This is a genomic window from Salibaculum sp. (assembly GCF_035270045.1).
GTDB lineage: Bacteria > Pseudomonadota > Alphaproteobacteria > Rhodobacterales > Rhodobacteraceae > Salibaculum.
Map to the genome: position 1 here is coordinate 1 of NZ_DATFIP010000014.1, position 18,822 is coordinate 18,822.

Annotated in this window: 21 protein-coding genes; 8 read left to right on the plus strand and 13 right to left on the minus strand. The window is 67.4% G+C overall.

Features of this window, described 5'->3' with window-relative positions; translation table 11 throughout:
* Nucleotides 1-146: 146 nt before the first annotated feature.
* Together VJ897_RS02085 and VJ897_RS02090 are read right to left on the minus strand one after the other, a co-directional pair.
* Complete coding sequence (locus tag VJ897_RS02085; protein ID WP_324052796.1) at nt 147-1,706, minus strand: trimethylamine methyltransferase family protein; 1,560 nt, start codon at nt 1,704-1,706, stop codon at nt 147-149.
* A 108-nt stretch (nt 1,707-1,814) separates the two neighbouring features.
* Complete coding sequence (locus VJ897_RS02090) at nt 1,815-2,093, minus strand: DUF3572 domain-containing protein (protein WP_324052798.1); 279 nt, start codon at nt 2,091-2,093, stop codon at nt 1,815-1,817.
* Between the two features lie 93 nt (nt 2,094-2,186).
* On the opposite strand from VJ897_RS02090, the gene VJ897_RS02095 reads away from it, so the two are divergent.
* Nucleotides 2,187-3,584 carry a diguanylate cyclase gene (locus VJ897_RS02095; protein WP_324052800.1) on the plus strand — a complete coding sequence of 466 codons (1,398 nt, stop codon included), beginning with the start codon at nt 2,187-2,189 and terminating at the stop codon, nt 3,582-3,584.
* A gap of 83 nt (nt 3,585-3,667) precedes the next feature.
* On the opposite strand, the gene VJ897_RS02100 is transcribed toward VJ897_RS02095, so the two are convergent.
* The 4 genes from VJ897_RS02100 to VJ897_RS02115 form a co-directional block, all read right to left on the minus strand.
* The gene (locus tag VJ897_RS02100) at nt 3,668-4,180 is read right to left on the minus strand and encodes a periplasmic heavy metal sensor (RefSeq protein ID WP_324052802.1); all 513 of its coding nucleotides are present in this window, start codon (nt 4,178-4,180) and stop codon (nt 3,668-3,670) included.
* Nucleotides 4,177-4,542 (minus strand): hypothetical protein, encoded by a 366-nt coding sequence (locus VJ897_RS02105; RefSeq protein WP_324052803.1) that lies wholly within the window; start codon nt 4,540-4,542, stop codon nt 4,177-4,179. The genes VJ897_RS02100 and VJ897_RS02105 overlap by 4 nt, the downstream gene beginning before the upstream one ends.
* Nucleotides 4,532-5,119, minus strand: a complete 588-nt coding sequence (locus tag VJ897_RS02110; protein WP_324052804.1) for a sigma-70 family RNA polymerase sigma factor — start codon at nt 5,117-5,119, stop codon at nt 4,532-4,534. Before VJ897_RS02110 ends, VJ897_RS02105 begins: the two co-directional genes overlap by 11 nt.
* A gap of 104 nt (nt 5,120-5,223) precedes the next feature.
* Nucleotides 5,224-5,736 carry an EF-hand domain-containing protein gene (locus VJ897_RS02115; protein WP_324052806.1) on the minus strand — a complete coding sequence of 171 codons (513 nt, stop codon included), beginning with the start codon at nt 5,734-5,736 and terminating at the stop codon, nt 5,224-5,226.
* Nucleotides 5,737-5,947: 211 nt separating this feature from the next.
* Here VJ897_RS02115 and VJ897_RS02120 point away from each other — a divergent pair, with 211 nt between their 5' ends.
* On the plus strand, nt 5,948-6,346 hold the full coding sequence (locus VJ897_RS02120) for a DUF983 domain-containing protein (protein ID WP_324052808.1): 399 nt from the start codon (nt 5,948-5,950) through the stop codon (nt 6,344-6,346).
* A 32-nt stretch (nt 6,347-6,378) separates the two neighbouring features.
* Nucleotides 6,379-7,068, plus strand: a complete 690-nt coding sequence (locus tag VJ897_RS02125; RefSeq protein WP_324052810.1) for an NUDIX hydrolase — start codon at nt 6,379-6,381, stop codon at nt 7,066-7,068.
* On the opposite strand, the gene VJ897_RS02130 is transcribed toward VJ897_RS02125, so the two are convergent.
* The 3 genes from VJ897_RS02130 to VJ897_RS02140 are packed head-to-tail and all read right to left on the minus strand — an operon-like array spanning nt 7,065 to nt 9,110.
* Entirely contained in the window at nt 7,065-7,967 is a 903-nt protein-coding gene (locus VJ897_RS02130) for an EamA family transporter (RefSeq protein ID WP_324052812.1), read from the minus strand. The genes VJ897_RS02125 and VJ897_RS02130 overlap by 4 nt on opposite strands.
* 20 nt (nt 7,968-7,987) lie before the next feature.
* Nucleotides 7,988-8,893 carry a fatty acid desaturase gene (locus tag VJ897_RS02135; RefSeq protein ID WP_324052814.1) on the minus strand — a complete coding sequence of 302 codons (906 nt, stop codon included), beginning with the start codon at nt 8,891-8,893 and terminating at the stop codon, nt 7,988-7,990.
* Between the two features lie 10 nt (nt 8,894-8,903).
* A complete protein-coding gene (locus VJ897_RS02140; RefSeq protein WP_324052816.1) occupies nt 8,904-9,110 on the minus strand; it encodes a DUF2061 domain-containing protein in 207 nt (68 codons plus the stop codon).
* Nucleotides 9,111-9,229: 119 nt separating this feature from the next.
* Here VJ897_RS02140 and VJ897_RS02145 point away from each other — a divergent pair, with 119 nt between their 5' ends.
* Together VJ897_RS02145 and VJ897_RS02150 are read left to right on the plus strand one after the other, a co-directional pair.
* Nucleotides 9,230-10,087, plus strand: coding sequence for a helix-turn-helix domain-containing protein (locus VJ897_RS02145; RefSeq protein WP_324052818.1), 858 nt, complete (start codon nt 9,230-9,232; stop codon nt 10,085-10,087).
* 36 nt (nt 10,088-10,123) lie between these two features.
* Nucleotides 10,124-10,885: a rhomboid family intramembrane serine protease gene (locus VJ897_RS02150; protein ID WP_324052820.1), complete on the plus strand. Its 762-nt coding sequence runs from the start codon at nt 10,124-10,126 to the stop codon at nt 10,883-10,885.
* A gap of 1 nt (nt 10,886) precedes the next feature.
* On the opposite strand, the gene VJ897_RS02155 is transcribed toward VJ897_RS02150, so the two are convergent.
* Both VJ897_RS02155 and VJ897_RS02160 read right to left on the minus strand, forming a co-directional pair.
* The gene (locus VJ897_RS02155) at nt 10,887-11,672 is read right to left on the minus strand and encodes an inositol monophosphatase family protein (RefSeq protein ID WP_324052822.1); all 786 of its coding nucleotides are present in this window, start codon (nt 11,670-11,672) and stop codon (nt 10,887-10,889) included.
* A gap of 88 nt (nt 11,673-11,760) precedes the next feature.
* On the minus strand, nt 11,761-12,669 hold the full coding sequence (locus VJ897_RS02160) for a LysR family transcriptional regulator (RefSeq protein ID WP_324052823.1): 909 nt from the start codon (nt 12,667-12,669) through the stop codon (nt 11,761-11,763).
* A gap of 84 nt (nt 12,670-12,753) precedes the next feature.
* Here VJ897_RS02160 and metF point away from each other — a divergent pair, with 84 nt between their 5' ends.
* Both metF and VJ897_RS02170 read left to right on the plus strand, forming a co-directional pair.
* Nucleotides 12,754-13,617, plus strand: coding sequence for a methylenetetrahydrofolate reductase [NAD(P)H] (metF, locus tag VJ897_RS02165; RefSeq protein WP_324052825.1), 864 nt, complete (start codon nt 12,754-12,756; stop codon nt 13,615-13,617).
* Nucleotides 13,618-13,705: 88 nt separating this feature from the next.
* Entirely contained in the window at nt 13,706-14,155 is a 450-nt protein-coding gene (locus VJ897_RS02170) for a hypothetical protein (protein WP_324052827.1), read from the plus strand.
* A 453-nt stretch (nt 14,156-14,608) separates the two neighbouring features.
* Here VJ897_RS02170 and dacB read toward each other — a convergent pair whose 3' ends face one another.
* Together dacB and VJ897_RS02180 are read right to left on the minus strand one after the other, a co-directional pair.
* Complete coding sequence (gene dacB, locus VJ897_RS02175) at nt 14,609-16,099, minus strand: D-alanyl-D-alanine carboxypeptidase/D-alanyl-D-alanine endopeptidase (RefSeq protein ID WP_324052829.1); 1,491 nt, start codon at nt 16,097-16,099, stop codon at nt 14,609-14,611.
* Nucleotides 16,100-16,139: 40 nt separating this feature from the next.
* Entirely contained in the window at nt 16,140-16,742 is a 603-nt protein-coding gene (locus VJ897_RS02180) for a nicotinate-nucleotide adenylyltransferase (RefSeq protein ID WP_324052925.1), read from the minus strand.
* Between the two features lie 119 nt (nt 16,743-16,861).
* Here VJ897_RS02180 and VJ897_RS02185 point away from each other — a divergent pair, with 119 nt between their 5' ends.
* Nucleotides 16,862-18,739 carry a putative bifunctional diguanylate cyclase/phosphodiesterase gene (locus VJ897_RS02185; protein ID WP_324052831.1) on the plus strand — a complete coding sequence of 626 codons (1,878 nt, stop codon included), beginning with the start codon at nt 16,862-16,864 and terminating at the stop codon, nt 18,737-18,739.
* Nucleotides 18,740-18,822: the final 83 nt, after the last annotated feature.

The window sequence follows — 18,822 nt, forward strand, 5'->3', positions numbered from 1 at the left end:
AAACGGCGAGCACGCGAACTCCAAGGTCGAAGCCCGCGTCCGCCAGGAGGTCGAAACCCTCTGCAAGACATTCCCGCTCTACCCAAACCTCTGAAAAAACGCCCAGGAACGGAAATCCAGAAATTTCCGTCCCCCGAAAAAAGCGATCAGAAATCCGTCGGCGCGCCACCCTCGGCCTTGCGGCGGGCCACGAAGTCGCGCAGTTCCTCGCGCCGGCCCGCCTCCATGGGCGGCGCCTCGAAATTGGCGATGATCTCCTTGAACATCAGGTGCGCGCGTTCGGCCGTCCAGACTCCGCCGGCCAGGTCCCAGGCCTCGAAATTGCGCCAGTCCGACAGGAAGGGGCTATAGAAGGCCTCCTCGTAGCGGTCCTGCGTGTGCTGAACGCCGAAGAAGTGGCCGTTCGGGCCGACCTCCGCGATGGTCTCGACCGCGATGCTGTCGGGATCGGTCGCGGTGATCGCCGGTTCGAAGTAACGCTGGATCATCTGCAGCACCTCGCAATCCATGATGAACTTTTCCGGGCTGGCGATCAGACCGCCCTCTAGCCACCCGGCAGCGTGATAGACCATGTTCGCCCCCGATTGCACCGCCGACCATAGCGAATTGGAGGTCTCCCACATGGCTTGCCCGTCGGGCACGTTGGCAGCGCAGACACCCGAGGCCCGCATGGGCAGACCGTAGTAGCGCGCCATCTGGCCAGTCATCTGGGTGGCCCGCATGTATTCTGGCGTGCCAAAGGCCGGAGCACCGGATTTCATGTCCACGTTCGACGTGAATGTCCCGATCATGCAGGGCGCGCCCGGCCGAACGAACTGGAACAGCGCGATGGCAGAAAGCGCCTCGGCCAGCGACAGCGCCACCGCACCGGCCATGGTCACGGGGGCCATGGCCCCCGCCAGCGTGAAGGGTGAAACCACCACCGCCTGCCCCCGGCGCACCAGCCGCAGGCAGCCGTCGATCATCGGGATGTCGTGCTTGAGCGGCGATGTCGAGTTGATGTTGGTATACATGTAGGGCTTGCAGCGGAATTCCTCCTCTGTGAGACCGTTCGCGATCCGGACCATTTCCATCACGTCCTCGACCCGTTCACGTCCAAGCGAGTAGGCATGCATGACCTTGTCGGTCAGGGTCAGCTTGTCGTAGAGCACGTCGAGGTGCCGCACCCCGGCATGGATGTCGACGGGTTCGACCGGGTAGCCCCCGGCGAAATGGATGCAGTTGAAATACTGCGTCAGCCGCAGCAGGTTGGCACATTGTTCGCGGGTGCCCGAGACCTTCCGGCCGAGTTCGAGATCGTAATAATTCGGCGGCGAGGACACGTTTCCGAACAGGATGTGCCCGTCGCCCAGGGTGATGTTGCGGGCCGGGTTGCGTGCCGCGATCTCGAAGCTGCTAGGGGCCCGGGCGATCATTTCCATCACCCAGTCGCGTCCCATTTTCACGTTGGTACCGGCAACCTTGCATCCGGCGTCGCGAAACAGCGCCAGCGCCTCCTCGTTGAGGAACTCGATCCCGATCTCCTCGAGAATGCGCATGGCACCTTGGTGCAGCGCCTCCACCCCCTCGGGGCCGAGCGGTTCGGTCGGGGCATCGGTATTGCGCGGCAGGCGCCAGGACATCTGTTGAATCTGGACACCGCCGCGGCGGGCGGTATTGGCAGCGCGGCCACCGGAACGGCGGCGGCGGGTCGGGGCGTCGGGCATGGGTCCTCCTGTCCTGTTCCCCGAGCCTGACAGCCGGAGCGCCGCTCGCGACGCGTTTTGCGACATTTCGCGTCGCGGACAGGACGATCCACCCGCGCGAGCCCCGCCTCAGGTCCAGTGCACCTGTTCGGCACCGGGCAGCGCGTGCCGTGCCATCAGCGGATCTTCATACTTCAGGCCGTGCGCGTCGCAGAAGGCCACGATCCAAGTGTCATCCATGGTCACGAATTCCAGCACCGAGGCCAGGAACGCGGGATCGCAAGCAAGCCCGCGCAGGTCTTCGGCCGCCGCGCCGGTCGAGCCAAGAAACACGGGGCAAAGCTCTTCGTTGCCGGCCAGCCAGCCCAGCGCCCGGATTGCGATTTCCTCGGCTTGTTCAGGTGTCATCGGCGATCACTGCCCCCGCGGAAACGGTTTTTTAACCAATAGGGCCGACCCTAGGATCGGGGAAGGCGAACGGCCTCGTGGAAGGAAACCAGAATGCCCGGCGACATCCTGATTGTCGACAGTGTGGCCACCAACCGCATCGTGCTCAAGGTCAAACTGATGGCCGCGCAGCACCGCGTGCACCCCTGCGAAAACACCGCCATGGCCCGAGCGGAGATCGAAAAGGCACTGCCAGACCTCATCATCCTCGACGTAACGACCGACAGCACCGCCGCACTGGCCTTCTGCCGCACCCTGAAGCAGCGGCCCGAAACCACCCTGATCCCCGTGATCGCCACCGGCAGCTTTCCCGACCCCGGCGACCGCGTCCGCGCGCTTGAGGCCGGGGCGGAGGACGTTCTGGCCAGGCCGCTCAACGACCAGATCCTGCAAGCACGTATCCGGTCGCTGCTGCGCGCGCGGGACGCCAACCTGGAACTGCGCCTGCGCGAGGACACGCGCCGCGCCTTGGGCTTTGCAGAAACGCAGGCCGGCTTCGATCGCGGCGCAACCGTCTTGGCCCTGTCGCCCGAGCCGCGTTTCCTGCGCTGCGCGGAACGCAAGTTTTCCAGTTGCCGCAACATAAAGGTACGTGGCGCCGGCTTCAGCACGGGCACGGGCCTGCCCGACCGGCTCTCCGGCGACCTTCTGCTTGTCGATGGCCGCGACAAGGCCATGCCCGAGGCCGAGCTCTATCGCCTGTTGTCGGAACTGCGCAGCCGCACCGACACCCGCAACGCCGCGATCCTCGTCGTCCTGCCCGAGGACCGGACGACGATCCAGGCCATGGTGCTGGACCTGGGCGCCAACGACCTTGTCATGGAGGGGGCCAGCGCCCAGGAGCTGGTGCTGCGCGCCAGCGGCCTGATCGCCGACAAGCGGCGCAACGATGCCCTGCGCGACACGGTACAGTCCGGCCTGCGCGCGGCCGTCACCGACCCGCTGACGGGGCTGTTCAACCGCCGATATGCCCTGCCCCACCTGGAGAACATGGCCGACCGCGCCGCCGAGGCGAACCACCAGATCGCGGTCATGGTGCTGGACATAGATCACTTCAAAGCCATCAATGACAGCTATGGCCACGCCGCGGGTGACGAGATATTGCAACAGGTTGCGGGGCGGCTGCGCGACAACGTCCGGGCCGTCGACCTCCTCGCCCGCATCGGCGGCGAGGAATTCCTCGTTGCCATCCCCCAAAGCGACGCCGACCATGCCCGCCAGGCCGCCGAGCGGTTATGCCGGGTGATCTCGGGGGCTCCCTTTTACGTGGGCGGCGACGCCCATGCAATTCGCGTCACCATGTCAATCGGCGTCAGCCTTTCCGGTCCGGGCCCGGCGCCGGTGATCACCCGGGCGACGGGGGCCACGGGCGAACTGGTCCGTGCCGCCGACCTGGCGCTCTATGCCGCCAAGGGGTCGGGGCGCAACACGGTCAGCCTCTCAGCGGCCTGAGGCGCCGGTTGCGGCCGCGCCCCCCTTGGCACCGGTGCGTCCCCGCCAGGATCGGCGGCCGGGATGGTCGCTTGGCGTCAGGTTCAGTCCCCGCGGGCGTCGCCGCCGTGATCGCGCGGCCCGGCCCCGCCATGCAGTTCGGCCTCGAACCGGATCGCCAGGGCACGGCGCTCGGCGGGCGGCATGGCGGCAAGGTGTGCGATGACCTGGTCCGCGGCGGCGCCCTGGATGGTCTGCAACCGGTCGAACTGGCGATCCATGATCGCGCGCATCCGCGCCGCCTCGAAAGGCTCGGCCTGCAATACCTCGAGCATGGCGTGCATGTCGCGACGCATCTCGACGCGGCCGCGCCGCTCGACGGGCCGCCGCGCCTGCAGCCCGGCGCGAATCGCCGCGCGGTCCTCGGCCTCGAGCGCGCGCAGCAACGGGCCGAGCGTCAGGTCCACACGAACGCCGGGGCCACCGGGCGGACCGCCCCGCAGCACGGCCCCCGCCACAAGTCCCAGCACGAGGATGTTCAGCGCAAGCGAAACCACCAGCAGCCAGCGCCGCCAGCGCCCCTCACGGCCCTTTTCTCGGGTCTTCTCGACGATCATGGCGCCTCCTCCAGACCAGCGAGCATCTCGGTGCCCAGAAGCGGCACCTCGACGGTCTGCGCCCCCAGAACGCCTTGCGACAGCCCCGAAAGGCCGACGGGTGGGGCCAGTCCGATCCAGAGGCCGGCCATCCCTGCCGCCGTCATCGGGCCGACCGCCACCCAGCCGCCCAGCGCCGCCCAGAACGCGGCCAATGCGGACCGGCGTGACGCACCTCGCATGTCCCTGACCCGCAGCACGGTTTCCCGGTCCGCATCGGCCATGACCCGGGCCAGCAGGTCCTCGCCAGCCTCGGCGGGCGGCTGCGCCCGCGCCGCCCTGATCGCATCGCGGAAAAGGGCCTCGTCACGTTCATGCGTCATCGTCATATCCCAACTCTGCCCTGCGCCCCCGCAGGCGCGCAATCAGTCCTTTCTTGCCGCGCGCGACGAGGCTTTCCACCGTCCGCAGGCTTTCGTCCATGATCCGCGCCACCTCCGGGTTCGGAAGACCCTCCAGGTGGCGCAGCGCTACCGCCCGGGCCTGCCGCTCGGGCAGATCGGCCAAGGCCGCGCGCAGGGCCGCACGGCGGGCATCGTCCTGCATCACCGCGGCCGCGCCGGGGCTGCCGTCCTCGGGTTCCGGCACTGCATCGAGCGCCAGGCCACGCCGGGACCGACGCAGCCGATCCGTGCACAGGTTCGCCACCACCCGGTAGAGCCATGTCGTCACGCGGGCCCTGTCCGCCTCCCAGTCGGGGGCGATGCGCCAAAGCCGCAGCATCGCCTCTTGGGCCACATCTTCGGCCTCGGCGGCATCGCCCAGCATCCGCTGCGCCTGGGCCAACACCCGCGGCAGGACCCGACGGCTGAGCGCCAGCGCCGCGGCACGGTCGCCCCGGGCATAGGCCGCGAGAAGGGCCTCGTCGCTTGGACAGTCCTGCAAGGGCGGCACACTCATGGATAAGGGGCGTAGACAGAACCCCGGCGTCCGGCAAGGCGGGGCGCACGGCCACAGAGGTAAGGGTATTCGGACAAACAGGCCGGCGCCCCGGGGGCGCCGGCCTAGTGGCCGCGCCCGTGACCGCCGCGCGGCCCACCCATCCGCTGACCCATGCGATCCTGAAGGGCCGCGAATTCCTGCGCATCGAGCATGCCATCCCCATCGCCATCGAGTCGTTGGAACAGCCGCCCGTCGCCCGGCCCCCGGCCGCCGCCGGTCAGCATTTCCTGGATCTGCAACAGCCCGTCAGCGTTGGCGTCCAGCCGGTCGATGCGGCGCGCGATACGATCTGCCATGCGCCCGGCCATGCGGGCCTCGGCCGCGGCGGTCATTTCGTCTGAACTCAAGGCGCCGTCACCATTGCTGTCGGCGGTATCGAAACGCGCTTGGGCGCGGGCCTGCATGGCCTGCTGCATCTCGTTCGGGGTCAAGCTGCCGTCAGCGTCGAGGTCGAGCGTCTCGAACTCCGGCAGGTCGACGCCCGGGCCATGGCCGAAACCGCGCGCCTCGGCACTGGCGGTCAGGGCAAGGCCGGCGGCGATAGCGGCGATCAAAAGAGGGGTCCTTGTGGTCATTGGTCTTGTTCCTTTCGGTTAGGGCCCTGTCGTTGGGGCCGTCTCGGGACACCGTTCTCGGCGGCGTCTGTACCTTCAACGGGACAGACCCGGGTTTCCGTCGCCGCGACAGAAAAAAGGCGATCCACGCGACATCCCGACGCGGTGCAATGATCGCCCCTTTCCTTCGGGCCCGCGACAGGCCACCCTATGTCCTTTCGACGAGGGCTCCATGAGTGACCGATCCAGACCAGCGATGACCGAAGACGACCGCCCCATGAAGCGGGCGATGTGGCGCGGACTGCGCCGCCGTTGCCCGAATTGTGGCGAAGGCCTGATGTTCAACGGGTATCTCAAGGTTGCCGACGAGTGCCCGGCCTGCCGGGAAACCCTGAGCCATCACCGCGCCGATGATGGTCCAGCCTACCTGACCATCCTCGTGGTCGGCCACCTGATGGCGCCGCTGATCCACGTGGCCTTCACGCGGTTCCGGCCCGACCCGCTGGTGCTGGCCACCGCCTTTACCATTGGCTGCGTGGCGCTGTCGCTTTATCTTCTCCCCCGGATGAAGGGGCTGGTGGTCAACATCCAGTGGTCCCGCCGAATGCACGGCTTCGGGGACGCGGCCTGACCCAAGGCCCCGTCGAGACGGGAAACGCGGCCATGAACAAGAGCGCGATACGCGACGCCGCCACGATGATCGTGCTGCGCGACAGGGCAGGCGGGCCGAGGGTCCTGATGGGCCGGCGCGGGGCACGGGCGGCCTTCATGCCCTCGAAATTCGTCTTTCCTGGCGGCGCAGTGGACACGGAGGACCAGTTCGTGCCCTTCAGCCGCCCCCTTGCCGGCCCCTGTGCCGACAAGCTGGCCGAGGACAGCCGCTGCAACCCCGCCGGCCTGGCCGCCGCCGCAATTCGCGAGTTGTGGGAAGAAACCGGTCAGCAGATCGGGCAGCCGGGTGCCTGGCCCGACGCGCCGCCGGGCTGGAGCGGCTTTGCCGCCACGGGTCACCTGCCCGATGCTGCACCGCTGCACTTCGTTTTTCGCGCGGTCACGCCACCGGGCGGCCCGCGCCGTTTCGACGCACGTTTCTTCCTGGTCGAGGCCGAGGCGCTGACCACGGACCCGGATGATTTCTCGCGCGCCGCGGACGAACTGAGCGACCTGCGCTGGGTTCCGCTGACCGAGGCCCGGGCGCTGGACCTGCCGTTCATCACCGAGGTGGTCCTCGCCGAGATCGCCACCGGCCTGCACTGCCACGGTCCACCTGACCGGGTGCCGTTCTTTCGCAACGACGACGAACGCCACCTGGTCACGCGGCTGGGCGGTCGGTCCCCCCTGGACAATATCTAGGCGACCAGCACCAGCGCCATGATGGATACGGTCAAGAGCACCACGCCGACCACTTCCCGCGTCGTGATCCGCTCCCGGAAGACAAGCGCGCTGGCGGCAAGCGAGAAGATCAGCTCGACCTGGCCCACCGCGTTGACATAGGCCACGGTCTGCAGCGTGAAGGCGGTGAACCAGCAGATCGACCCGGCCAGCGAGGTCAGCCCGACCAGCGCCGCCACGCGCCAGGCGGCAAAGACCGCGCGCACCTGGCCGCGTTCGCGCCAGACCAGCCAGGCGCCCAGCAGCAAGGTTTGCAGTGTCGTGACGCAGACCAGCGTCACCACTGCCCTCAGGAAGGCATCTCCGCCATCGAGTGACAGCGACGCGCCACGATACCCCACCCCCGAGATCCCGAAAAACACCCCCGAGGCCAGCCCGAGCCCGGCGACTCGATTGCTGATCCGGCGCAGCCAGCGACCTTGTCCGCCGGGCGGGTCCGACAGCAACAGCACGCCGACAAGCCCCAGCAGGATCACGCCGAAGCCGGTCCAGCTGATCCCTTCACCAAGGATCAACAGGCCCATCAGCACCGACAGGATCACCTCGGTCTTCTTGAAAGTGATACCGACCGCGAAGTTGCGGTGTCCGAAAAGCAGCACGACGAAAACGGTGCCGATGATCTGGCTGATCCCGCCTATAAGGGCATACCCCCAGAAGGCGGGCGGAATGGCGGGGATCGGCTGCGCCGAGACCTGCCCGTAGCCCACCGCGATCAGCGCGGCCAGCGGGGCGGAAAATGCGAACCGGGCAAAAGTCGTCCCTGCCGCCGAGAGCCGCCCCGTGGACAGGTGCTTTTGCAGCATGAACCGGAAGGTCTGCGCCAGGGCGGCGCCGAAGGTGATCCAGACCCAGGGTTCCATAGGCCCCTATAGGCCGTTTTTCAGTCCCGCGGCCAGAGCGGATGCGGCACCGGGTCCTTGGACCGCAGGAAATGCAGCCGGAAGACCTCCGCGTAGGAGCGATAGCGATAGCCCTCGTTGCGGCGCAGGTAATGGTCGCGATTGGCGTGATAAAGCGCGGGCAGACTGTGCCACGGCACCTTGGGGTGCATGTGATGGACCACGTGCAGGTTGTTGTTGAGAAACAGTAGCGCCAGTGGGCCGCGGTCCTCGATTATAACGGTCCGGGCACGGGCCTTTTCATGCGCGCGGTGTTCCAGGAAAGTGCGGATCTTGAGCAGCGACAGGCCCAGGTAGGCCGCCAGCGCATAGGCGCCAAGCGACAGGGGAGACAGCCAGACCACCCCCAGCACCAGAGCCAGCGCCGGGAAATGGGCCAGCCAGCCCGCGATGACGACGCCGTCGCCCGCGCGGATCGCCGCCACGTCGCCGCGCAGCCAGAACAGCGTGCCGATGACCGGCCCCAGCAACAGGCGCCCGACCAGCGTGTTGTTGGCACGCAGGAGCACCTGGACGGGCTGCGACAGCCCCGCCCAGCGGGTCGGATCGAGGTAGTTCGACTCCGGGTCGTCGTAGGGGTCGGTCAGGTGCTCGTCCCGGTGATGTGCCAGGTGCGTGTCACGGAACCGCGCATAGGGCACGATCAGCGCCAGCGCCGGGGCCATCAGCACCGCGTTCAGCCGCTCCGAGGGGAAAGGGTGGCCATGGATCGCCTCGTGGCTGAGCGAGGAGTGAAAGGCGATGACAACCGCCAAGGCCACCACCGCAAGCGGCCCCGAAACGGTCGACAGGCCAAAAAGCGCCAGGGCCCAGCCGGCGTAGCAACCCAGGATCAGCCAGAGGGTCAGCCACTCGATGCGCGACGGGGCGGCAAGGGGCGCCGTCATGCCCCCGCCCTCAGACATGGTGCCGTCCCCAGGAAATGCGCGCCCAGATTCGCTCGTAGACCAGATAGAGGGCGAACCCCATCGCGGCATTGACAAGGGCCATGGCCCCGCCCAGGGCCACGGACCCGGTCGCCACGAGGCCGACAAGGCTCATGCAGATCAGACCGATAATGTTCCAGATCACCGCTTTCAACAGGCTGCGACGGGGGGTTTCCATTGGCTCCTCTCCGGTTGATGTGGCTCTTGGTGTGACGCCGCCATGTGGCGCGTCCCGCCCCGGTCGGACCATTCGGTTTTGTGTTAACAAACGCGACATACGGTGATATTAATAAACGTATGTCTGAAAAAGTGGACAAGCGCGACCGGGCCGCCCTCTTCCGGGATCGCCTCGCCGAGGCGATGGCGGATCGCGGCGAGACCCAGGCCGGGCTGGCCCGACGGGTGGGCGTCGACCGCTCGACCGTCTCGCAACTGTTGTCGGGCGAAAGCGCGCGCCTGCCCAACGCCCAGGTGGTGGCCGAATGCGCCGGGGCGCTCGGGGTTTCGGCCGACTGGTTGCTGGGCCTGACCGACCGGCCCGAGAACGCCGCCGATCTTGTCGCCGCCGCGATGGAGATCACCAAGGCCCCCCGTGCGCTGGTCGACGAACAGATCTTCGCCTGGCACCAGGAGGCTGCGGGCTACAAGGTGCGCCACGTTCCCGCCGGGCTGCCGGACATGTTCAAGACGGCCGAGGTTCTGAAGTGGGAATACGAGCCGTCACTGGGGCGCAGCACCGAGCAGGCGCTCGGGGCCTCGCAGGACCGACTGAGCTGGATGCGGCAGGCCAAGTCCGACTACGAGATCGCCGTGCCGGTCTACGAGCTGACCAGCTTTGCCAAGGGAACCGGATACTACGAGGGGCTGTCCGCGCCGCTGCGCCGCGCCCAGATCGACCGCCTCGCCGAGTTGCACGACCAGTTCTACCCGACCCTGCGGCTGCATCTCTTCGACGCGCGGCAGCTGTTCGCGGCACCGCTCACGGTTTTCGGGCCGCTCATGGCCGTGCTCTACATCGGGCAGAATTACCTGGCCTTCCGCGACACCGACCGGGTGCAGTTCATGACCCGCCATTTCGACGTGCTGGTGCGCGAGGCCCTGGTCGACGCGCGCGAACTGCCCGGATTTCTGGACGACCTGCGCAAGGCGACCTAGGATCCCGGTATTCCCAGACGATGGACCCCGCGCCGCATGCTTCCCATCCGCGACCACAATCCCTCCGAGAAGGTGCCCTATGTCACCTATCTGCTGATCGCGGCCAACGTCGCGATTTTCCTGATGGAACAGGGCCTGATCCAGACCCCGGCCCAGCAATGGGATTTCTACGTCAACTATGCCTTCTTCCCGCTGCTGGTCAGCGAGGGGCAGGGGTATAGCGGGCTGATTACCCACATGTTCCTGCACGGCGGGTGGATGCACCTGGGCGGCAACATGCTGTTCCTTTGGGTTTTCGGCGACAACATGGAAGAAGAATTCGGTCCGTTCGGTTTCGTGGTGTTCTACCTGATGTCGGGATTGGCGGCGGCCTGGCTGCAATACCTGCCCGACCCGACCAGCAGCGTGCCCATGGTGGGCGCCTCGGGGGCCATCGCCGGTGTGATGGGCGGCTACCTGCTGCTGTTTCCGCGGGCGCGGGTGGATGTTTTCATCTTCCTGGTCTTCATTATCCGCATCATCCCGATCCCGGCCTGGGTCGTGCTGGGCCTGTGGTTCGGATTGCAGTTCTTCTATGGCGTGAGCGCCGACCTTTCGCAGGGGGGCGTGGCCTACTGGGCCCATGTCGGCGGTTTCGTGGCCGGGTTCGTGCTGACCGTTCCGCTATGGCTGCGGCGCGGGGCCGTAGGCTACTGGGCGCGCACGGATGGCCATCCGCCGCACCCCGAAACACGCTACCAGGTCCGGCAGAGTTCCGTGCCCCGCGTATCGCGGCGGCGGCCGGGCCCCTGGGGCTGATCTAGCCCCGGATCACCTTGGCAAACTTGTCGAAGATCGGCTCGGCGGCGCAGATCAGCTCGCCATCGGCAATGATGTCCCCCTGGGGGTCCAGCGGCTCGATGATGCCGCCGGCCTCCTGCACCAGGATGATCCCGGCGGCGATGTCCCAGGCGTTCAGGCGGCGTTCCCAGAACCCGTCGTAGCGGCCGGCGGCAACATAGGCTAGGTCCAGCGCGGCCGCACCCCAGCGCCGCACCCCGGCACAGGCCGGCAACAGGCGCCCCAGGTCGCGCAGGGTGGCGGGCAGGTCCGACCGACCGCCAAAGGGCAGGCCGGTGGAAAAACAGCATTCGATCATCTTGGTGCGGCCCGACACGCGCAGACGGCGATTGTTCATCCAGGCACCCTCGCCCTTTTCCGCGAAGAAGCATTCGTCCTTGAACGGGTCATGAACCACGCCCGCCACGATCCGGCCCTTGTGTTCGAGCGCGATCGAGATGGCCCAGTGCGGCAGCCCGTGCAGGAAGTTCGTCGTCCCGTCCAGCGGATCGACGATCCAGCGCCGCGTGGGGTCCTCGCCGGCAATCTCCTCGCCCTCTTCGCCCAGGAAACCGTAGGTCGGGCGCGCCTCCATGAGGGCCTTGCGGATCATCTCTTCGGCGTTGCGGTCGGCACGACTGACGAAATCGCCCGGCCCCTTGGTCGAGACTTGCAGGTTTTCCACCTCGCCAAAGTCCTTGAGCAGGGCGCGGCCCACGCGGCGCGCGGTACTGGTCATGACGTTGAGGTTCGCGCTGCCGGTCATCGGGGGCTCCTTGCAAGAACTGGGGGCGGGGCGTCGGGTGTGGGATCAGGCCGCGCGTATAGGCTGTCGAGCCGGGGGGAACAAGGGGCTAGGCATCGCGGCGCAGGCGCACGGCCTCCTGCCGGGCCAGCCGGGCCAGGTGGGCCATGAAGGGCAGGCCGGAATCCACCGTGCGCACCGCCGCGAACAGCCGCCGGGTGATCCCGCCCTCGGTCAGGGGCCGGGTGATATAGCCCGCGCCATAGCGGCTCTGGCGCAGCACCCAGTCGGGCAGCACCGTCACCCCGCGCCCCGAGGCCACCAGCAGCAGGATCACTGCCGTCAATTCGACCTGGCGCACCGCCGCCGGTTCCTCCCCGGCCGGCACAAGGAACTGCGAGAAGACATCCAGCTTGGCGCGATCCACCGGGTAGGTGATCAGCGTCTCGCCCCGAAGGTCCCCGGGCGTCACGAAGGGTTTCGCGGCCAGCGGATGATCCTCCTTGGCCACCAGAACAGGCTCGTAATCGAAAAGTGGCAGGTAGGTCAGTCCGCCCATCTCTTCGGGGTCCGACGTGATGACGAGGTCCACCTCCTCGCGGGCCAGGGCAGGCATGGCCTCGAAGGCGAGTCCGGCGCGGATGTCAACGTCCACGTCCGGCCAGGCACGGCGGAACTGCTCCAGCACCGGGAACAGCCATTCGAAACAGGCGTGGCACTCGATGGCGATGTGCAGGCGGCCCGCACGGCCCTGCACCAGCCCTTCGAACTCGGCCTGCACCGCCTCGACCTCGGGCAGGATACGCTCGGCGGCGGCCAGCAGCCGCTTGCCCGCCGGCGAGAGCTTGAGCGGCTTGGACCGGCGCACGAAAAGCTCCACCCCCGCCTGGTCCTCGATACCCTTGATCTGGTGCGACAAGGCCGACTGGGTCAGTCCCAGCACCTCGGCCGCCCGGGCCAGCCCGCCGGTGTCATGAATGGCCTTGATGCTGCGCAGGTGGCGGAACTCAATATGCATGGCGCTCATGATAATGTTCGAAGTTATGAATTTGTCTCACGATCAAGGCTGTGGGACAAGACTTTCAAACCAACGGAGTGCCCCATGACCCGCCCTGCCCTGTCCTTCGAGTTCTTCCCGCCCAAGTCGCTGCCGCAGTCCTTTCGCCTGTGGGACTGCGTGACGGCGCTGGCCCCCTTGGCGCCTGACTTCGTATCGGTGACCTATGGTGCCGGCGGCACCACCCGCAAACTGACCCACGAAGCGGTTCAGGCCATCGGCGCACAGACCGGGCTGGATGTTGCCGCGCATCTGACCTGCGTCGAGGCCACGAAGGACGAGACACTTGCCATCGCGGAGCAGTATCGCAATGCAGGCGTGAACCGCATCGTCGCCCTGCGCGGCGACCCGCCCAAGGGCGCAGGGCGTTTCGTGGCCCGGCCCGACGGGTTTTCCGGGTCGGTGGACCTGGTGGAGGCGCTGGCCGGCCAGGGCTTTGATGTATCCGTGGGCGCCTACCCCGAGAAACACCCCGACGCGACGGACCATTCCGCCGACATCGAGCACCTCAAACGCAAGCTGGACGCAGGCGCGGACACCGCGATCACGCAGTTCTTTTTCGAGGCCGAGACCTTCTTCCGCTTCCGCGACGCCTGCGAGAAAGCCGGGATCGACGCGCCGATCATTCCCGGCATTCTGCCGGTTGAGAACTGGTCCGGGACACGCCGCTTTGCCGAGGCCTGCGGCACCGCGATCCCGCAGGTGGTATCCGATGCCTTCGAGACCGCCGAGCGCGACGGCGGGGCCGACCTGCTGGCCACGGCACTGGCCACCGAGCTTTGCGACGATCTGCTGTCGGGGGGTGTCGAACACCTGCATTTCTACACGCTCAACAAGCCGGACCTGACGCGCGACGTCTGTCACGCTCTGGGCATCACGCCCCAGGTCAGCCTTCAGAACGTCGCCTGAGCGGGCGGTCCGGGATGGTACCCGCGGGGAGTTGACAAGGCATATCATTTTTGTCAGGTATTAATGATACGCTGTCCCGAGGCCTGACATGACCGATACGACCACCCCTTGCCGGGGCGCTGCCCCGGTTGGCCGCCTGTCCGACCTGCCCAGGCCCGAGGCCGCGACGATCAATGCCTTGCGCGAATGGCCCGGCAACCCCGATGATCACGCCGGGGATGACGGGGCGTCGCATCACCTGTCGCAATTGTTCGAGGCGCTGGACCGCTTTGGCCGGCGCCCTCTGATGCGCCATCATGTGGGGTGCAGCTGCCTTGGCGCTGATGAGGCCTGTGTCGCGCAATTGATCGGCAGCGCAGGCGAGGCTGACCGCGAAGACGCCATGATGATCGCCTGCCTGCTTGTCCGGGCGGACATGGCGCCGATGGTTGCCGATATCGCCCAGATGGTCGCCTTGCATCTGCGCCGCGCGGGCGGCGCGAACGCCAACCCGGGACGACAGGACCCGACCTGCCCGGCCCGCCCTGTCCTGCACTAGGGCGTGTCGCTTTCTTTCGAAGTCACGTGACCCGATCTGACCTCCGGTAAATCCGCGTTGGAGACACGCAAGACCCTGTGCCCGCTTTTTCGGAAGGCGGCCCGGGCGGCGTCTGCCGTTACGGGGTGTCCCAGTAAGTCGCGCGACCTGTTCGAGAGCCAACAAAAGCCCGGCACATGATCATGGCGGCTGCATACAAGGCGGATCGCCTGCGCACCTTCCGCGCGCGGGACCAGCGCGCAACGGCGCAGATGAAACAATACCCGACTTGCTGCACTTGCCATCCAAATGCCGGGATGCGCCATCAGGCGCATCACCGCGTGGAATGCATCTTCAACACAATCAAACGCTTCCGGCCGATTGCGCGCCACTCCGGCAAAACCGCCGCCTCCTTCAAAACCGTCGTCGAGCGCAGATGCGCGATGGCATGGACCGGTCGAATGCAAACGCCGCCTAGCCCTGGCGCACCAGTCCCCAGCGTTGCAATATCTCCTGTTGCAGGGCCCTTGAGCGGCGGTTCCAGGGCCGGGCGCCTTCCGGCACCTCGTCATTCACCTCTTTGCCGGCCGCCCTGCGATCCAGGTTCGCCGTGAAGATGGCGAAGGCAAGATCGCGCCCGTCAGGTGTCGTGACAATGCCCGCCAGGGTGCTCACGAAGTTCAACGTGCCAGTCTTTGCAACGACCGTTACCGGGTGGTTCGCGATGCGTTGGCGCCGATCGTCCAACATCGGGATGGGCTTGAGCAAGGGACGCAATGCGCCCTCGGGGCCATCGGCCCTGAGCACCTTCACCATGTCGGCGGCGGTGATGCGGCTGGCGTCCGACAGCCCGGAATGGTCCGCGAGCCGGGCACCGATGCCATATGTCCGCCGTAACCAGGTCGACATGGCCGCGGCCGAGGTATGCAGCCCGACCGGCCGACCCAGTCGTGTCCGGGTCGCGGCCAGCCCGCAGACCTCGGCGGTCAGGTTGGTGGAATACTCCATCATGTCCCCCAGGATCACCCGCAGCGCGTCGCTGTCGTGGCGGGCGAGTACCACCGCCTTTGGCAGGATGCCGACCTCGGCCGGCTCGGGAAGGCGCACTCCCTGCGCGCGCGCAAGGGTGCGAAAGACATCCCCGGCATAAAGCGCGGGCCGCCGCACCGGCAACCAGCGCGCACCGCCCTCGCCCAGCGCCGCGCGCGCCACGGTCCAGTCGTCGGGCCCCTCGTAGGTATAGACCGGATGCGACCGGGCAGAAACCCGCACCCGTGACATGCCCACGTCCGGGCGGTAGCGCGCGGTGCGTGCATCCAGCGTGATCTCGTAGTCGCGCCCGTCGCGGGCCCATTCGAAATGCACCCGGTTGAAATTCAGGTTCAGTCCGCTGACGGACGGGTTGTAGCCGAGGTGGTCAAGCTGGCTCGGCTCGATCTCCTCTATGTGCGGCAAGGCCCCGCCCCAGCACAGGAACCGCCCAGTGATGCCGGTGATCCCCTGCGCGGCCAGTTCCCCGACGAGATCGGCCAGGTGATCGGTCGTCAGCGTCGGATCACCCCCGCCGGCCAGCACCAGGTCGCCCTGCACCAGGCCGTCGCGGACCGGGCCAGAGGCAAGGACCCGCGTGGTGAACCGGTGATCGCCACCGAGTAGTTCAAGCGCATACAGCGAGGTCAGGGCCTTTGTGACACTGGCAGGCGGCAGCGGCGCATCCGAGGCCACCGAGGCGATGGGCGTGCCTGTGTCCATGTCCCGGATCTCGACACCCGCGACACCGCCCGCCCCCAGCCCCGCGCGCGCGACAACCTCCTCCAGCGCCGGGCGCAGGGGCGGACCGGCCCCAAGCGGGGCGGGCCGCAGCCGGGGGCGCAGCGAGGTGGTGACCGGGCTGGCCAGCGCCACCCCGCCCATGCTGCAGATCAGCCCGCCGAGCAGGCCACGCCGTGTTAGCTGCGCCCTCATGCCGGAAGAGTAGGACAGTGGAACCCGCCGCGGCAACCGCCTAGGGCCTCCATGCCCCGCGGGCGCGCAGGCGGCTCGAGGACTGGGAGTTCATGGGCATGTTGACGAAGCACCAGGCCGGTGGCTCGGCCCGCCCCAGCAGGACCGAGGCCCGCCCGGACAGCTGATGCGCGCGGAAGATGCGCGCCGCGCGGGACAGTCGCGCCGAGATCCGGTCGCCAGGCCGGGCGATGACCCCGACGGGCACCCGGTGCATGATCTCGCGCCATTGGCCCCAGAGGTGGAACCGGGTCAGGTTGTCCGCCCCCATCAGCCAGACGAAGCGCACCCCGGGATAGAGCCCTTGCAGGTGCGCCAGCGTTTGGGCGGTGCGCCGCGTGCCCAGCCAGGCTTCGATATCCGTCACCTCGACGCTGGCATGTCGCATCACCGCCCGCGCCCGGCGCATGCGCTGATCCAACGGCGCCGGGCCGTCTGGCTTGAGCGGATTGCCGGGCGAGACCAGCCACCAAACGCGGTCCAGCCCGAAGCGGCTTAGCGCGGCCCGCGTCAGGTCGACGTGGCCGCCATGGGCCGGGTCGAAGGACCCGCCCAGCAGCCCGATAACCTGTCCGGCGCGTGCATATGGGATTTCGGCGCGCATCACGCGCGGGCCTTACGCCGCGGTCGGTGGCTTGGCAAGCGCTGGCACGCCCTTAACCGGACAAGAACCGCGCGCGGCATAGGCTTGTCCGAATCGTATCAAGAGCAGGTGACGCGGCCTTGTCCTTTCTCATCACGGCAGTCCTGGCCCTTCTGGGCGGTCTCTTGCTGCTGGGCGCCCTTCTGCTGCGCAGCCGGGCGGAAACCGCTACGTTGGCGGAAACACTGCGAGGCACACGGCGCGATCTCGTCCGCCAGCTTCGCGAGGCCGAGCATTTCCGCATGGCCTGCGAACATGCCAGCGACGGCATCGTGATCCAGACACTGGACGGGGTCATCATCTGGCCCAACCCCGCCTATTGCCGGATCATGGGCCGCGACCCCGAGGAGATCATCGGCCGCAACCCCCTGAGCTTTGCCCTGCCGGAGGATCAGACCCCGTCACGAGAGGCGATCAAGGCCTTTAGATACGATCCCGACGACCCGACCTACGACAACCTTCAATTGCAACAGAACCGCCGCAAGAACGGCGACCTGTTCTGGACCCAGATCTCGACCTCGTTTCGCAAGTCCGCCGCCGGGGATCACCACGCCATCCTGATCTGCCGCGACGTCACCCGCCAGATCCAGCAAGAGGAACGGCTGCGCGAGGCGCGCAACAAGCTCGCCCACGAGGCCACACATGACGGGCTGACCGGGCTGTCGAACCGGTCCGCCTTCCTGCGGTTCACCGCCCGCGCGCTCGAAACCGCCCTGGAAACGGGGGCGCCCGTGGCCCTGCTGCACGCCGATCTGGACCACTTCAAGTCGATCAACGACACCCATGGTCATTCCGCCGGGGACGCCGCCCTCGTCCACGTTGCCCAGGCGCTCAGGAGCGAGGTCGGCACCGGCGCCATGGTCGCCCGCATCGGCGGTGACGAATTCGTCGCCGTGCTGCCCGACATTCGCACCCTGGACGACCTGCGCGAGATCGCGGCGCGCATCGGCTACGGCGTGGCCGAGCCGCTGGACTGGAACGATAGGCTGATCTCGGTGAGTTGCAGCATCGGTGCGACGCTTTCGCCCCCGGGGGAGATCGATCCCGACACCCTGCTGCTCCAGGCCGATTTCGCGCTTTACGAGGCCAAGCAGCTGGGCCGTGCCCGGGCCGAGATCTACGATGATGCGCTGCATCGCCGTCACAGCCTCAGATCCCAGCGCGCCAGCGACCTGGCCGATGCCATCGACACCGCGACGCTCGATCACGTCTTCCAGCCGGTGCTCGACCTTCAAAGCCAGTCCGTCATCGGCCTTGAAACACTGGCCCGCTGGACCCATCCCGAAGCCGGCACCATAGGCCCGGACGATTTCCTGCCCATCGCCGAAGAACTGGGCCTGATGGGCGCACTCGACCTGGGCTCCATGAGCAAGGCGCTGGAACAGAAGCACCTGCTCGAAAGGGGCGGGCACGGCGGCCTGACCGTCTCTTTCAACGCGTCGAGCAGCCTGCTGGCACATCCCGAATTCGTGAACCGCCTTGTCTGGGGCGTCGAGGCCGGCGGCCTGTCCCGCGACCAGGTCGCGATCGAGGTCCTCGAAACCACCGCTTTTGGCAAGATTACCGAGAATTCTTCCCACGCGGCAACGATCCGGGACCTGCACGATGCGGGCTTCAAGGTCTACCTGGACGATTTCGGGGTTGGCTATGCGGGGCTGGCACACCTCGCCGAACTGGCCGTCTCGGGTGTCAAGATCGACCGCAGCCTCGTTCAGAACGTCCGGCAGGACAACACGGCGGCAAAGATCGTCAGGAAGATCATCGAGCTTTGCAACGACCTCGGCCTCAACGTCGTGGCCGAGGGGGTGGAAGACCGCCACACCGCCAACACCCTGCTCGACATGGGCTGCACGACGGTGCAGGGTTTCTGGGTATCCCGGCCGCTGCGCCCCGAGGATCTTCCGGCCTGGCTCCGGGCGCGCAGCACCACGCCGCCGCTGCGCATGATCTCGGGTTAGACCCGCGCCGATCCGCAGTTGAAGCGCCCGGCCCAAGCCGTTATCGACCCTCGGGATATCCGAAACACGTTACAGGGGGTGCG

Bases quoted from the DNA above. Each gene is read 5' to 3' on its own strand.
- VJ897_RS02085 (WP_324052796.1), bottom strand. From the start codon at position 1,706: ATGCCCGACGCCCCGACCCGCCGCCGCCGTTCCGGTGGCCGCGCTGCC.
- VJ897_RS02110 (WP_324052804.1), bottom strand. From the start codon at position 5,119: ATGAGTGTGCCGCCCTTGCAGGACTGTCCAAGCGACGAGGCCCTTCTC.
- VJ897_RS02130 (WP_324052812.1), bottom strand. From the start codon at position 7,967: ATGGAACCCTGGGTCTGGATCACCTTCGGCGCCGCCCTGGCGCAGACC.
- VJ897_RS02120 (WP_324052808.1), top strand. From the start codon at position 5,948: ATGAGTGACCGATCCAGACCAGCGATGACCGAAGACGACCGCCCCATG.
- VJ897_RS02095 (WP_324052800.1), top strand. From the start codon at position 2,187: ATGCCCGGCGACATCCTGATTGTCGACAGTGTGGCCACCAACCGCATC.
- VJ897_RS02090 (WP_324052798.1), bottom strand. From the start codon at position 2,093: ATGACACCTGAACAAGCCGAGGAAATCGCAATCCGGGCGCTGGGCTGG.
- VJ897_RS02115 (WP_324052806.1), bottom strand. From the start codon at position 5,736: ATGACCACAAGGACCCCTCTTTTGATCGCCGCTATCGCCGCCGGCCTT.
- VJ897_RS02135 (WP_324052814.1), bottom strand. From the start codon at position 8,893: ATGACGGCGCCCCTTGCCGCCCCGTCGCGCATCGAGTGGCTGACCCTC.
- VJ897_RS02155 (WP_324052822.1), bottom strand. From the start codon at position 11,672: ATGACCGGCAGCGCGAACCTCAACGTCATGACCAGTACCGCGCGCCGC.
- VJ897_RS02180 (WP_324052925.1), bottom strand. From the start codon at position 16,742: ATGCGCGCCGAAATCCCATATGCACGCGCCGGACAGGTTATCGGGCTG.
- VJ897_RS02150 (WP_324052820.1), top strand. From the start codon at position 10,124: ATGCTTCCCATCCGCGACCACAATCCCTCCGAGAAGGTGCCCTATGTC.
- VJ897_RS02125 (WP_324052810.1), top strand. From the start codon at position 6,379: ATGAACAAGAGCGCGATACGCGACGCCGCCACGATGATCGTGCTGCGC.
- metF (WP_324052825.1), top strand. From the start codon at position 12,754: ATGACCCGCCCTGCCCTGTCCTTCGAGTTCTTCCCGCCCAAGTCGCTG.
- VJ897_RS02145 (WP_324052818.1), top strand. From the start codon at position 9,230: ATGTCTGAAAAAGTGGACAAGCGCGACCGGGCCGCCCTCTTCCGGGAT.
- VJ897_RS02105 (WP_324052803.1), bottom strand. From the start codon at position 4,542: ATGACGCATGAACGTGACGAGGCCCTTTTCCGCGATGCGATCAGGGCG.
- dacB (WP_324052829.1), bottom strand. From the start codon at position 16,099: ATGAGGGCGCAGCTAACACGGCGTGGCCTGCTCGGCGGGCTGATCTGC.
- VJ897_RS02100 (WP_324052802.1), bottom strand. From the start codon at position 4,180: ATGATCGTCGAGAAGACCCGAGAAAAGGGCCGTGAGGGGCGCTGGCGG.
- VJ897_RS02170 (WP_324052827.1), top strand. From the start codon at position 13,706: ATGACCGATACGACCACCCCTTGCCGGGGCGCTGCCCCGGTTGGCCGC.
- VJ897_RS02140 (WP_324052816.1), bottom strand. From the start codon at position 9,110: ATGGAAACCCCCCGTCGCAGCCTGTTGAAAGCGGTGATCTGGAACATT.
- VJ897_RS02160 (WP_324052823.1), bottom strand. From the start codon at position 12,669: ATGCATATTGAGTTCCGCCACCTGCGCAGCATCAAGGCCATTCATGAC.